The organism is Nocardia pseudobrasiliensis NBRC 108224 (assembly GCF_001613105.1).
GTDB classification, from domain to species: domain Bacteria; phylum Actinomycetota; class Actinomycetes; order Mycobacteriales; family Mycobacteriaceae; genus Nocardia; species Nocardia pseudobrasiliensis.
The window spans coordinates 79,230-93,518 of record NZ_BDBS01000044.1 but is presented as its reverse complement, the minus strand read 5'-3'; the positions used below and the strand labels follow the sequence as shown (position 1 = coordinate 93,518).

The 14,289-nt window shown below is 69.6% G+C and carries 9 protein-coding genes; 1 reads left to right on the top strand and 8 read right to left on the bottom strand.

Translation table 11 applies throughout. The features are described from left to right. Window positions 1-47 precede the first annotated feature (47 nt). Window positions 48-2,996 carry an AfsR/SARP family transcriptional regulator gene (locus NP4_RS30795; RefSeq protein ID WP_068005459.1) on the top strand — a complete coding sequence of 983 codons (2,949 nt, stop codon included), beginning with the start codon at window positions 48-50 and terminating at the stop codon, window positions 2,994-2,996. Window positions 2,997-2,999: 3 nt separating this feature from the next. Here the strand turns inward: NP4_RS30795 and NP4_RS30790 are convergent, their stop codons facing one another. Genes NP4_RS30790 through NP4_RS30755 form a run of 8 tightly spaced genes read right to left on the bottom strand, consistent with a single transcriptional unit; the run spans window position 3,000 to window position 14,140 of the window. Continuing rightward, window positions 3,000-4,709 (bottom strand): fatty acyl-AMP ligase, encoded by a 1,710-nt coding sequence (locus tag NP4_RS30790; protein ID WP_068005458.1) that lies wholly within the window; start codon window positions 4,707-4,709, stop codon window positions 3,000-3,002. Beyond that, window positions 4,706-5,371: a 4'-phosphopantetheinyl transferase family protein gene (locus NP4_RS30785; protein WP_068005457.1), complete on the bottom strand. Its 666-nt coding sequence runs from the start codon at window positions 5,369-5,371 to the stop codon at window positions 4,706-4,708. Before NP4_RS30785 ends, NP4_RS30790 begins: the two co-directional genes overlap by 4 nt. Further along, complete coding sequence (locus NP4_RS30780) at window positions 5,368-6,117, bottom strand: thioesterase II family protein (RefSeq protein WP_068005456.1); 750 nt, start codon at window positions 6,115-6,117, stop codon at window positions 5,368-5,370. Before NP4_RS30780 ends, NP4_RS30785 begins: the two co-directional genes overlap by 4 nt. Further along, window positions 6,114-7,163 (bottom strand): HAD-IIIC family phosphatase, encoded by a 1,050-nt coding sequence (locus tag NP4_RS30775; RefSeq protein ID WP_068005454.1) that lies wholly within the window; start codon window positions 7,161-7,163, stop codon window positions 6,114-6,116. Before NP4_RS30775 ends, NP4_RS30780 begins: the two co-directional genes overlap by 4 nt. Before the next feature lie 11 nt (window positions 7,164-7,174). Then, window positions 7,175-8,299, bottom strand: coding sequence for an acyl-CoA dehydrogenase family protein (locus NP4_RS30770; RefSeq protein ID WP_068005452.1), 1,125 nt, complete (start codon window positions 8,297-8,299; stop codon window positions 7,175-7,177). Beyond that, a complete protein-coding gene (locus NP4_RS30765) occupies window positions 8,299-8,553 on the bottom strand; it encodes an acyl carrier protein (protein ID WP_062509753.1) in 255 nt (84 codons plus the stop codon). The genes NP4_RS30770 and NP4_RS30765 overlap by 1 nt, the downstream gene beginning before the upstream one ends. Before the next feature lie 14 nt (window positions 8,554-8,567). Further along, window positions 8,568-9,410 (bottom strand): 3-hydroxyacyl-CoA dehydrogenase family protein, encoded by an 843-nt coding sequence (locus tag NP4_RS30760; protein ID WP_068005449.1) that lies wholly within the window; start codon window positions 9,408-9,410, stop codon window positions 8,568-8,570. Then, on the bottom strand, window positions 9,407-14,140 hold the full coding sequence (locus NP4_RS30755; RefSeq protein ID WP_068005448.1) for a type I polyketide synthase: 4,734 nt from the start codon (window positions 14,138-14,140) through the stop codon (window positions 9,407-9,409). The genes NP4_RS30760 and NP4_RS30755 overlap by 4 nt, the downstream gene beginning before the upstream one ends. Window positions 14,141-14,289: the final 149 nt, after the last annotated feature.

Here is a 14,289-nt window from a genome sequence, read left to right as displayed (position 1 = left end):
GAATCGCGCGGCGGGTTAGCGGGCCGCGGTGGATGTGAGGGATCAGTGTGGCAACGGAGCAGGACCCGAACGACGCGACGGGGCCGCGGACGCTCCGGCTGCGTCTGCTCGGAACCGTCGAGGTGTGGCTCGGTGATACCCGACTCGACATCGCCTCCCCGCAACAGCGAACGGTACTGGCCATCCTCGCGGCCGAACCCGATCGGACCCTGTCGACCGCGCAGTTGACCGCCGCGCTGTGGGACGATCGCCAACCCGCCTCGGCGATCGGGGTGCTGCGCAATCATGTTCTGGCCCTGCGTCGGAAATTCGACGCCCAGGGCGGCGCGGGCGCGGGAAACGACTGGCTGTGTTCGACCCGGGGCGGATATCGGCTCGCCGTCGCGGTGGACACCGATGTCGTTCGAGCCGAGGGGCTGATCGCCGCGGCCGAATCCGCCCGGCGCACAGGCGCACTCGATGTGGCCGATGCCGAACTGACCGCGGCGCTGGCGCTGTGGCGCGGTGATCCGCTGGTCGGCCTGCCGGGGCCGTGGGCCGAACAGGAGCGCTCGCGGCTGCGGCGGCTGCGGTCGGCACTGCGGGAATCCATGATGGCGGTCGCGCTGGATCTCGGTCATCACGCGGCCGCGGTCCGCGAACTCGACGCGCTCGTCGCGGCCGAACCCCATTGCGAGCGTTGGCACGAGATGCTGATGGACGCGCTGTATCGCAGCGGCCGCCGGGTGGAAGCCCTCGAGGTCTATCGCAACGCCCAGCGCATACTCGCCGACGAACTCGGCCTGGAACCGGGCCCCCGGCTGGTGCGATTACAGCACCGCATTCTCTCCGCGCAGCCCGCGAGCGGCGCCGCCGACGCCGAAACGCCGCAGTCCGAACAACTTCCGACCTACGTACCCTGGCAACTTCCGCCCGATATCGCCGATTTCGTCGGTCGCGACGAGCTCGTCGGGGAGTTGACCGAGCTGCTGAGAGCCGACTCCGGCCGCACGGTGGTCGCGATCACCGGCATGGGCGGAATCGGGAAGACCACGCTCGCAGTGCATCTCGCGCATCGGATCCAGGACCGCTTCGCCGACGGCCTGCTGTATCTCGAACTCGGCGGCATGGACGAGCGGCCGCGGTCGGTCGATGTGCTGCTGAGCATCGCATTGCGCTCACTGGGCGTGGACCGGGCCGATATACCGCCGGAACTCGCGGAGCGACAGGCGTTGTGGCGCAGTGTGCTCGAGACGAAGAGTCTCCTGCTGCTGCTCGACAATGCCCGCGATGTCGACCAGGTGGCCGCGCTGCTGCCGGTCAAGGGCGCGGCCGCGGCGTTGATCACCAGTCGTTCCAGCCTGGCGGAGCTGTTCGGCGCGCGACTGGTGCCGCTGAATGTGCTGACCCCCGGCGAGGCCCGAATGATGCTGGAGCGCATGGTCTCCGAGCGTCGGGTGGCCGCGGAGCCCGCGGCGGCCGCGGAGATCCTGCACGCCTGCGGCCGGCTGCCGGTATCGCTGCGGATCGTCGGCGCGCGCCTGGCGACCCGGCCGGGCTGGCGGCTGGCCGCGGTCGCCGAGCGGCTGGCCGACGAACGCTGCCGACTGGCCGAACTCGTGGTCGGCAACACCACCGTGGAATCGGTGTTCCGCGACGGCTATCGGCAACTCGACCCGGAATTGGCCCGCGCCTTCGCCCTGGTCGCGCATTCGGACGCACCCGATCTGCCCGTCGCCGCCATCGCCGCGCTACTGGACCGCGACCGAGCCGAGACCGTGCGGATCTGCGAGGCGCTCGTGGATCTGAGCATGTTGCAGAGCCCGGAGGTCGGACGCTACCGGTACCACGACCTGCTGCGGCTGTTCGCGCGCGGCGTGGCCGATGAACAGCTGCGGCAGGAGTGGCCGCACGCCCTGCGCCGGCTCGCCGATTTCCATCTCGCCACCGCGAAGAACATCGCCCGGCTGCGCGATACCGGCGCGGGCACGCACTACTACGCCGCCACCGAGACGGCCGGACTGGAGTTCACCGACGAACGAGAGTGCAACGCCTGGGCGGTGACCGAGCGATTCGGCCTGGTCGCCCTCTACCGGCAGGTGGCCGACTGCCCGGATGCCCGAACCCGCACGCTCGCGGTCGATCTCGCACTGCTGTCGGCGGTGGCGGGCGATGCGGGCGAACATCTGGCCCAGGTGGCGCAGGCGCTCGAGGTGCTGAGCCGGGCCGCCGAACTCGACGGCGATCGCCGCGCGATGGCCCGAGCCCGGTTGGCGGCGGCCACCGCCCGGCTTGTCGGGCTCGGCGATCTGGGCGTGACGCCGGATCTGCGGCGTGCCGCCGCGGTGCTGCGCGAATTGGGCGACCGGCCCGCCGCGGTCATGGCCGAGCAGATGCTCGGTACGACCGCCTCCCATCTCGGCAATGCCGAAGCGGCCGTGGAACATTTCCGCCGGGCGATCGATCTCGTGGGCCACGGCGACAACAACCGATGGGCCGAGGGCATGGGCTGGGCGGCGATCGCGCGCGCCTACTGTGACGCGGGACGCTGGCAGGAGGCCGTCGGCGCGGCCGAGCGGGCGCTGCATATCGCGCGGTCGGTCGGCAGCCTGCGACTCGAGTCGATGGCCCTGCACGAGTTGGGTTTCGCGACCCTGCGATGCGGCGACGCCGAGGCCGCCCGGCGACTGTGCCTGGAAGCGCTCGTCGTCGCCCGCCGCGGCGGCCGCCGACATCAGGAGGGCTGGGCCCTGACCCGCTTCGCCGAGGTCATCCTCTACAGCGGTGACGCCGAGGCCGCGGTGCCGATCGCCGAGGAGGCCGTGCAAGCCCTGACCGAGGTCGCCGCGCCGGTGCGCGGCCTGCGCGCACTGCACGTCTACGGTCGCGCCCTGCTCGCGAGCGGGCGCACCCACGAGGCGAGCCAGGTGCTGCGCCGGGCCGCGCAGCTGAGCCGCCGCCTGGGCCTGTTCCCGCCGGATCCGACTCCGCCGCCGAATCCCGTTCGCGCCGTGTGAAATTCAGCGCAGCGCGGTGAGCGCACCGTCCCGGTACTGATCGCGGACCGCGAAGCGGCGCACCTTTCCGCTCGAGGTCAGCGGAACCGAACCGGCGGCGACCAGGACGACATCGTCCAGGCGCAGACCGTGCTGTTCGCCGACGGCCCGGCGGACCGTGGTGGCGACCTCGTCGAGCCCGGCCGTGGGCGTCCACTCGCGGTCGAGTTCGGCGACCAGGGCCAGCCGGGGGCGATCCTCGCCGTCGAGTTGGAAGGCGGCGCAGCGGTCCGGCCGAATGGCCCGGTGGCTGCGAACCGCGGTGGCCTCGAGGTCGGTCGGATAGTGGTTGTAGCCGTCGACGATGATGAGGTCCTTGCGGCGGCCGGTGATGTAGAGCCGGTTGTCGTGTACGAAGCCCAAATCGCCCGTGCGCAGGAAATGGCCGGTGCGCCCGGGGATTTCGGCGGCGAAGGTGGCCGCGGAGGTTTCCGGGGCGGCCCAGTAGCCCAGGCCGATGCTGTCACCGCGCAGGAAGATCTCACCGACCCGGCCCGCGGGTACCGGGGTGAGGGTATCGGGATCGACGAGGACGAGTTCGAAACCGTCGTTGAGCGCGCCGCTGGCCACCAGTGCCCGACCGTCGGAGGTCGGTTCGACTCGATCCCGCAGCAGCGCGGCGGAATCCACCTCGAGGGTGGTGAGCCCGTTGCCGACCGGACCGCCGCTCACGAACAGCGTCGCCTCGGCCAGGCCGTAGCAGGGGAACAGGGCCGCGGGGTCGAGACCGGCGGGCCGGAAGTGGTCGGTGAAGGCGGTCAGCGTCTCCGCGCGAATCGGTTCGGCGCCGCACAGCGCCACCCGCAGCCGCGACAGATCGAATTCGGCGACGCGCTCGGCCGACACCCGCCGAACCGCCAGGGAGAAAGCGAAATTCGGTGCGACGGTATGGGTCGCGCCGAAGCGCGACAGGGCCGCGATCCAGCGCACCGGCTGCTGCACGAACGCCAGCGGGGACATGCCGACGACCAGACTGTTGCTGTACACCGGCTGGGTCACCGCGATCAGCAGGCCCATATCGTGATAGGTGGGCAGCCAGCTCACGCCCACGCTGTGCTCGTCGGCGGTCGCGTGCTGGGTGATCAGCCGCAGATTGGCCAGAACGTTGCGATGGGTCAGCACAACGCCTTTCGGCTCGCCGGTGGAACCGGAGGAGTACTGCAGATATGCGACGGAGTCGCCGCGGATCTCCGGGGCGCGATAGCTCTCGGCCTCGGCGGGATCGACGGTGTCGGTGGCGAAGGTGCGCAGTGCCGACAATCCGTCGAGCTGCAGCGCCGGAGCGAGCAGGGGTTCCAGGTCGGCGGTCGTGAGTAGCAGTCGCGCACCGGAATTGCCGGTGATGGCGGCCAGCCGCTCGAGTCCGGCCTGTAGTTTACTCGGCTGCGGCGGGGCGACAGGGATCGCGATCACCCCGGCGTAGAGGCAGCCGTAGAAGGCGGTCACGAAATCCAGGCCGGGGGCATAGAGCAGCAGCGCGCGATCGCCCGGTGCGGCGATTTCGGCGAGCCGGGCGGCCAGCGCGCGGGCGGCCCGGTCGACCTGCGCGAAAGTGAGTGTGGCCGTGAGCTGTTCGCCGTCGCCGAGGAATTGGAAGCGGGCCTGGTCCGGGGTGGTGGCCGCGCGGGCGGCCAGCAATTCGACCAGGGTCGTGGACTCCGGGGCGGTGGTCATGGTGGTCCTCCGATCTGCCGCAGCTGAATTCGGGGCGAATGCCCGTCACAGACGACGGCGCCGATATGGTCGTGGCCCAGGTCGAGGCGATGGACGGGATGGGTGGGGCGGCCGGGCGAGGTGATCACCGGACGCCCGGCGGAATCGGTGTCGAGTTCGAGTTCGTCGGGGGAGACGGTCAACCCGTGTCCCAGCCACTTCAGATAGCTCTCCTTGGCGACCCAGTGCTCGAGAAACAGGCGTCGATCGCCACCGACGGCCGCGGCCTCGCGCGGGGTGAGCACGCGCGATATCAGGCCGGTCACATCGCGGGCATCGGTGTCGACGGCCTCGGCGTCGACACCGATCGAACCGTATTTCGCGAGCGCCAGCAGCGCCAGGCCGCGGGTGTGGGTGATATTGAAAGGCACCGGGGCGCCGCGTAATTCGGGCTTGCCGTGCGGTCCGGTGACGAAGACCAGTTCCCGCGGTGGGCATCCGGTGCGCTCCGACAGCAGGCGGCGCAGCGTCGCGCGGATGCGGACATAATCGCAGGCCGCGTCGACGGCGTCGAATCGCCGCACGCGATCCAGTTCGGCCGCGGAGAGCAGTCCGCGTTCCTCGGGAGTCGTCTCACCGGTGAGCGGCAGGACCCACACCTCGATATCGCCGCGTGTCGTCATGGCGACCCCGTGAGACAGCGCCGGATGCGCGCGACCACGGCCTCGCGGCGGGAGACGACGAAGAAGTGATCACCCGGCACGATCCGGACCTCGACCCCGGCCGTGCCGCAGTCGCGCCAGCCGTCGAGTTCCCCTGTGGGCGCGCGCGTGTCGTCACTGCCGCCGAGCACCGTGATCGGAATGTCCAGCGGTGGCTCCGGCCGGTGGTGATAGGTCTCGTCGACGGCCAGATCCGCGCGCATCAGCCCCAGCAGCACAGGGCGCAGCGCGCTGTCGGCGCGCAATGGCTCGACCGCGCCGCCGAATGTGGCGATCAGCTCCACGAGGGCGTCATCGGAGACGGTGTGCGCCAAAGGATTCGGGGAGATCGACTGTGGCGCGCGTCGCCCGGATACGATCAGTCGCCGCGGCGGCGGCGCGCTGAGGCGGCGCGCGAGCTCGAAGGCGATCAGCGCGCCCACGCTGTGGCCGAACAGCGCGAAGGGCGTCCGCCACCGGCCCTGCATGGCGGTGAGCAACTCCGTCAGCAGTGATTCCAGTGTGGTGTGCGGTGTTTCGCGCATCCGCATCTCCCGGCCCGGCGGCTGGAGCGGGACGACCTCGATCTCGGGATGCAGCGCCGCGCGCCAGGGCAGATAGGCCGACGCGCCGGAACCCGCGTGCGGCAGGCAGTACAGGGTGATGGGCGCACCGCCGGTCGGCGGATACGGCATCCACCTGTCCGAGTCGGCGGTCGCGGCGGTCATGCGGTGACGAGTGTGAGGTAGGGCGGTGGCGGGGGAGCGGGTTTCGCGGACGCGGTCAGCAGTGTGACACCGTCGCGTTCGCCCGACTCCTCGAAGTCGGCGAAGCGGTAGGTGATGTACATGATCCGATTACGTTCGGAGGGTACGTATTTCGCGATCAGCCGCACTCCGGCGTCCTGGGCCAGGCGCATGATGTGATTGAGCAGTACGGTGCCGACCCCGCGCGAGATCACCCGGCAGGACATGAGCAGCAGCTCGAGGGTCCACTCCCGCGGCGTGGTGTGCACCAGCGCGAGCCCGATCTGTCCGTAGGCGCCGTAGTTGTCCTCGAGCTCGGCCATGAGCAGCAGATGCTCATCGGATACGGTGAGCGCGGCCAACTCCTCGGCCGAGTACATGATGCCCGTCGAATTCAGCTGATTGGTCCGCACCACGAGCTCCTCGGCGCGGCCGATATCCGCGCGGGTGGCCGGGCCGATGGTGAAGCGCATATCGAGGGTGGCCAGGAATTCCTCATTGGTCCCGGAGAACCGCTCCTGCGCCCGGGTGCGCTCGATACTCGACAGATACATCTGGCGGCGCAGCCGCGAATCGCGCGTGACGAATTTCGGCTGGAACTCCGGCCGCTGCGGCAGTGTGGCGGCCAGTTCGGCGTCCAGGCACAGCACCTGGGGGTGTACGAAGCTCACCTCGTCGCGCTCGAGTGGTTGATCGTCGACGAAAGCCAGTGTGTCGATGCCGATGTCGAGCGCCTTCGCCACGGCCGCGACCGCGGTGGACTTGTTGTCCCAGCCGATCTGCGGATGCAGGAAGTAGTCGGCGATACCCAGTTCGGCGAGTTTTGCCAGGGCGGTGTCGGGATCGTTGCGGCTGGCGACGGAGTGCAGGATGCCGCGCTCGTCGAGGGCGACGATGGTGTCGCGGACACCCGGTTTGAGATCGTCGATTGCGGCATTCTCCAGCAGCACGCCGTCCCACAGCGTGTGGTCGAGATCCCAGACCACGCATTTGATCCGGCGCGGGCGCTGCCGATCGTCCTGGCTCATCGCGAAGGTCCTCACTCGATCGTGGTGATGCGCGCCTGATTGCGGCAGGCGTCGTCGGCGATCAGCTGATGCTGCAATTGCGTACTGCCCTCGATGATCTCCATCACCTTGGCGTCGCGCAGATAGCGTTCGACCGGATGGTCGCCGGTGCAGCCGCGCGCCCCGTGCAGTTGCACCGCGTCGTTGGCGGCGGCGACCGCGGCGGTGGCGGCGAACTGCTTGGCGACGCAGGTGGCCATGAGGGTGTCGGGACTACCGGTGTCCTTGAGCCGCGCGGCCTGCCAGACCAGCAGCCGCGCGGCGCGGACATTGGTGGCCATGGTGGAGATCATCTGCTGGATCAGCTGATGGTCGCGCAGCAGCGAACCGCCCTGCGCGCGGGAATTGGCATGGGACACGGCGGCTTCCAGACACGCCTGTAGCAGTCCGACGCAGCCCGCGGCCACCGAGAACCGTCCGATGTCCAAGACCCCGGTCGCGATGGCCAGGCCCATACCCTCGGGGCCGACGACGGCGTCGGCCCCGGCGCGGCAGCCGTCGAAACGGATCTCGGCGAGCTGACTGCCGCGGGTCCCGGTGACCGAGGTGATCGGAATGCGTTGCACACCGGGCTGTTTCGCGTCGACCAGGAATGCCGTCGGCCCCGCCTCGGTCCGCGCGAAGACCAGCAGCACATCCGCCAGCTGCCCGCCGGTGATCCAGAGCTTGTGGCCGTCGAGAACCCAGCCGTCGCCGTCGCGGCGCGCCGTGGCGCGCAGGGCCGAGAAGTCGCTGCCCGCTTCGGGTTCGGTGAGACAGAACGCGCCCAGGGCGCGCCCGTGCACCAGATCGTCGTGCCAGCGGTCGCGGGTCGCCGGATCGCCCCAGCGGTCGAGGGCGTACAGCGCCATGGAGTGCACGGTCAGCAGGCTGCGCAGCGACGAACAGCCGCGCCCGATCTCCTCGTGCAGTTCCGCGAGCGCGGTCATCCCCTCGCCGGTGCCGCCCCGGACCGTCGACAGCACCGCGCCCCAATATCCGCGCGCCGCGCATTCGGCGAGCACCTCGGGATCGATGCGCGCCTCGCGGTCGAATTCGCCCGCCCGCGGGGTCACGAATTTCTCGACGAATTCTCGGATATCGGCGCGCGGGGGCACTAGGCCACCTCGGTGCGCGCGGTGAGCCGGTCGACGAGGGCGAGCATGGCCTCGACGGTGCGGAAGTTGTCCAGCCGCAGTTCGTCGTTGGGTATACGGCTGTCGAGGCGCTGTTCGATGAACATGACCAGTTCCATGGCGAACAGCGAGTTCACGTACCCGCTGTTGAAGATGTCCTGATCGTCGCGCAACTGCCCGCCGGGGAAGCGGGTGGCGGTGAAGTCGTGTAGTTCGGTGCGAGCGTCGGAGAACATGATTCGGCGTCCGTTCAGGAATAGGTGAAGAATCCGCGGCCGGATTTACGGCCGTGCAGCCCGGCGTCGACCATCTTCTTCAGCAGCGGACTGGGCCGGTACTTGGGATCCGCGTAGAACTCGTAGAGTCCTTCGATGCTGTAGAGGATGGTGTCCAGGCCGATGAGGTCGGCGGTCTCGAGCGGACCGGAGGCGTGCCCGAAACAGGACCGGAAGATGTCGTCGATCTCGGCGGGTTCGGCGACGCCGTCCTGTACCAGGGCGATGGCCTCGTTGACGGTCAGCATGAGCACCCGATTGGAGACGAAGCCCGGCATATCGTTGACCACGATGCCGCGCTTGTCCAGGCCCGCGAGCAATTGCTGTGCGGTGTCGAGGGTTTCGGTGCTGGTATGCCAGCCGCGAATGACCTCGACGGTCGATTTCATCGGTACCGGGTTCATGAAATGCATGCCAAGCACCGCCGCCGGGCGACCGGTGACCGAGGCGATCTTGGTGATCGGGATGCAGGAGGTATTGGCCGCGAAGACGGTCTCGGGCGGGCAGATCCGATCCAGCACCGGATACAGCTCGGCCTTCAACGGCCAGTTCTCGGTGATGTTCTCGATGAGGAATTCCACCGAGCCGAGGTCGGCGGGTTCGGTGGTGTAGGTGACGCGCTGGGTCAGATCGCCGTATTTGTCGGTGTCGTGGCCGAACAGCCGCCCGGTGCGGTAGTAGCGGACGACCTCGTGTTCGGCGCGCTCGAGCTGCTCGCGGGACCGGTCCACCAGCACGACGGTGTAGCCGTGGGCCGCGAGATCCTGCGCCAGCCCGGTGCCCATGACACCGGCGCCGACCACTCCTATCTGTTTCATCTGTCCGAGGTCCTTTCGGTCGCGAGCAGCCGATCGGCCATCCCGGCGACGGTCGGCGCCTCCAGCAGCGCGATCATCGGGACGACCGTGCGGAACTCGTCCTGAATGGCATTGACCAGTTGCAGTCCGGCCAGCGAATTGCCGCCGCGTTCGAAGAAGTCGTCGTGTGGCCCGAGATGTTCGGTGCCCAGCGCCTCGCGCCACAGTTTGGTCAGCCGCCGCCGATAGTCGTCCACGGTGGGATCCGAACTCGACTGTGGCGCTGGCGAATGCGTGTGACGCAGCGGATCGCCGCCGGGCACCCACGCCGCCATGCGCTGGTCGAGATCGCCCGCGGACACCACCGCCCGGCGCGGTCCGCCGCGGACGAGCCGGTCGAAGACCGTCAGCGCGTCGGGAACGGCGAAGGAATATTTGTCGAGACTGCCGCCGCCGGCCGCCGCCGATTCGCGCCAGGTGTCCCAACACGCCGTGCGCCACGCGGAACCGCCGGGCAGACAGCGCGTCTGGACGAACCGGTCCTGGAAGGCGTTGGCGGCCGCGTAGGCGGTGAATCCGATACCGCCCAGTACCGCCGACATCGAGGAGAGCAGGACCACGAAATCCGGTTCGTCGCCGCGCAGGGCCGCGGCCAGGGCCAGCGTGCCGTCCACCTTGGCGCGGAAATGCCCGGTAACCGTGTCGGCCGACAGGGCTTCGAGGGTGGCGAACGCGTCCGGGGACAGCACCCCGGCCGCGTGCACGACGCCGTCGATACGACCGAAGCGGGTGCGGATCTCGGCGATGGTACGGGCGGTCGCCGCGTAATCGCCGATATCGCAACGCGTTACCGTCACATGCGCGCCGTCGGCCTCCATCGCGCGGATGGCGGCGATGCGCGGATCGTCGCCGACCACCGAGATCGGGGAGCGGGCCAGCAGAACCAGCCGTACGCCCGAGGCGGCCGCCGCGAGATGTGCCGCGATTCGCAGGCCGATCCTGCCGGTGCCGCCGGTGATGAGGTAGACGCCGTCGTCGCGCACATACGGTGTGCCCGAATCCTCGGGAGCCAGCGGCCGCAGGCGCTGCACCGATCTGCGCCGCCCGCGGTGGGCGATGGTGGAAGAGTTTGCGGGCCAGCCGAGTTCGGCGCGAACCGCGGCGGGGTCGAGCGCGCCGAGGTCCACGGTGCGTACGGCCAGCCCCGGATACTCCTGCCCGATGGTCAGGGCCGGACCGGTCAGCGTCGCCTTGCCCGGATGCAGGATGTCGTCGGCGTCGACCAGCTGTGCGTGATCGGTGACCACCAGAATGCGGCAGCCCTCGGCGCGCTGCTGTGCGAGCGGGCGGGCCAGGGCGACCAGGCTGTCGAAGCCGCGCCGCACGTGCGCGTGCACGGTGTCCGCGCCCTCGGACTGCTGGCCGGTCACCGACAGCAGATGAACCACGGTGTGCGGCAGGAGATCCCGCTTCGCCAGTGCGGCGAACAGTCGGGTGTAGTCGTCGGCGGAGTCCGTGCGCAGGCGGTAGCCGCCATGGTCCGCGGTCGCGAATTCCGTTCCGGGGGAGACGATGACGACTTCCGCGTCGTCGAGGGTCCCCGCGAGCCGGGTCGCCAGCGCGCCACCGGGTGTGGCCGGATCGGCGATCAGCAGATACGGACCCCGCCCCGCCTCGATATCCGAGGCGGGCTCCAGAGCCCAATGCGGTTCGAGCACCTGCGGACCCGTGCGCACGGGTCGATGCGGGGTCTCGTCGGGCCAGAATCGGCGATGCTCGAACGGATAGGTCGGCAGCGACAGCGAATCCCCGCCCGCGCCGGCGCGGGTCCAGTCCACCGCGCCGCCCGCGCTCCACAGCCTGCCGATGGTGCGCGCGACGACCAGATCGTCCGGATCGCGGGACACGCCGCCGCCCAAGGTCGGCAGGGCAGTGATCCGATCGGGCCGCGACACGGCCTGCAGCGCCAGGCTGGCGAGCTGTCCCGCGCCCAGATCCAGCAGGACGCATCGATCGGCCTCGGCGAGGGTGCGGGCATTGTCGGCGAAAAGCACCGTGGAACAAAGATGTTCGGCCCAGTAGCTCGGGTCGGTGGCCTGTTCGGCGGTGATCCAGGTGCCGGTGACGTTGGACAGGAACCGCAGCCGCGGAGCGCGCAGCTCGACGTCGTCGAACAGCGCGATCAGCCGTTCGCGCAGCGGTCGCAGCGATTCGGCGTGGACGGCCCGGGCCGTAGCGACCCGCCGGGACACGATGCCGTCGTCGCCCAGTCGCCGTTCGAGTTCCCGCAGCGGCGCGTCGGGACCAGCGACCACCACGGTGGTGTCGCTGTTCACGATGGCCAGCGACAGTTCGGGGCCGAGATACTCGCCGACCCGCTGCGCCGAGGTGGCGACGGTGAGCATGCCGCTGGGCTCGGCGTCGGCGATGAGCCGCGCGCGCCGCACCACCAGCGGCACGGCCGCCTCCAGCTCGAGTACGCCCGCCAGACAGGCCGCGGAGTACTCGCCGAGGCTGTAGCCCAGCAGCGCGTCCGGCTCGATTCCGTAGTCCAGCCACAGCTGGGCCGCGGCGTAGTTGAGGGCGAACACCGACGCGTGGGCCAGATCGGTGCGTGTGGTGAGTTCCGTGGGTTCCGAGGATGATTCGCCGCGCAGGGCCGCGAACGGATCGGGAGTCGCCGGGGCGGCGTCGGCGAACAGCGCCGTGCGCAGATCCATGCCGAGCAGCGGTCGCGCCAATTCCGCGCACCGATCGAGCGCCTCGCGGAAGCCGGGTTCGGATTCGTAGAGCCCACGGCCCATTCCGGGGAACTGGTCGCCGGTGCCCGGCAGTGCGAAATGCACCCGGGCGACATGTCCGCGCGGGGAGTAGGTGATCGGGGTGGGTTCGCCGACCCCGTCGAGCGCCGCCGCGGCCTCGGCGACGGTCCGGAACGGCACGCAGGCGCGATATTCCATGGCATTGCGGCCCGATTGCAGGGTGGTGGCCACCGCCACGGGTTCGAGCTCGTCGTGTTCGCGCAGATACGCCGACATGGTCCGCGCGTAGGCGGCCAGGGCGTCGGGTGTGCGCGCGGACAGCGGGAGCACATGCCGATGGTCGGGCGTATCGTCCTGTGACGCGGCGGGTTCGGGTTCCGCGGCCGACAGCACCACATGCGCGTTGGTCCCCGACCAGCCGAAGGAGCTGACCCCGGCCGTGCGGGTGGCGGCGTCGCGGCGCGGCCAGGGCACCGTGTGATTGGGCAGCCGAATGACCCCGGCGGCCCAGTCGATCGCCGGATTCGGTTGCCGCAGATGCAGATTCCGAGGAATCACGCCGTGCCGCAGCGCCAGGACGGTTTTGATCAGACCCGCCATCCCCGCCGCGCCGGTGAGATGACCGATATTCGTCTTGACCGCGCCGACCGGCATGGGTTCGAGCAGGCGCTGCGGATCGCCGAAGATCTCGGTGAGCGCACCGATTTCGATCGCGTCGCCGAGCTGGGTGCCGGAGCCGTGCGCCTCCACGTAGCCGACCTCGGTGGCCGCGACCCCCGCCCGCCGGTGCGCCTCGCGGATCACCGCGACCTGCGCGGCGCGATTCGGCGCGGTCAGGCCGTTGCTCGTGCCGTCCTGATTGACGGCCGAACCGCGCAGGATCGCCAGTGGCCGATGCCGACGGGCGCGCGCGTCGGCGACTCGTTCGATCACAACCGCGCCGCAGCCCTCGCCGAGCAGGAAGCCGTCGGCCTCGGCGTCGAAGGTCTTGCATCGGCCGTCGGCGGCGAGCATGCGCATCTTGCATGCCTGCCGGACGGTATCGGGATGCAGGGTCGCGCCGACACCGGCGACCACGGCCCGATCGCATTCGCCCTCGCGAATGCTGTTGACGGCCAGGTGCAGGGCGACCAGGGAGGACGAGCAGGCGGTGTCCACCACCAGACTCGGTCCGCGCAGATCGAGCAGATAGGAGATGCGTCCGGCCATCACGCTCGGCGCGGTGCCCAATCCGAGGTAGGGATCGTCGAGTTCGCCGTCGCCCGCGCGGTCGGTCAGCACGCTGGCGTATTGATTACCGGCCATCATGCCGACGAAGACGCCCGTGCGGCTCTCGCCGAGCCCGTCGGCGGCCAGGCCCGCGTCCTCCAGTGCCGCCCAAGTGATTTCGAGCAACAGCCGCTGCTGTGGATCCATGCGCAGGGCCTCGCGCGGGGAGATGCCGAAGAAGGCGGCGTCGAAACCCGCTATGTCATCGATGAATCCGCCGCGCGTGGTGTAGGCCGTACCCGGCCGGTACGGATCGGGGTCGAAGTAGCGGTGCGCGTCCCAGCGGTCTGCGGGAACCTCGCAGGATGCGTCGACGCCCGCCAACAGGTTGCGCCAGAACAGATCCGGCGTATTCGCCCCTCCTGGGAAACGACAGGCCATACCGGTGATGCCCAATTCGGCGCGCGCGCTGTGCGCGGGTATCGGCGCATCGTCGTCGACCGCCGCCGCGACCGCCGGGCCCTCGACGAGCGCGGCGACCAGTTGGCGCACCGTCGGATGCTCGTAGAGCAGGGTTTCGGGAAGTTTGCGCGACAGCAATTCCTCCAGCTCACCCGAAAGTCCCACGGCATCGGCGGAGGTGAGTCCGTAGGCCGCGAAAGTCATCGTCCGATCGACCGCATGCGGATCTATTCCGGCTATCTCACCGACCTTTTCGACGACCCAATTCTCGAGGGCCGATCCATCCGTGAGATTCGCCGTCACCTCATTCGTATCCACCCGTATCGCCCTTCGAAGTCCGAACCGCAACCCTCCCCGATCGGCGCGGACCGAATCTAGCACCGACCGCGCGACCCGTGCAATGGTCGTGCAATCCACTGCTATTCGAAACTACCCGGTTGGGGGGATGCGGAGAGTTTCGCGCCGAC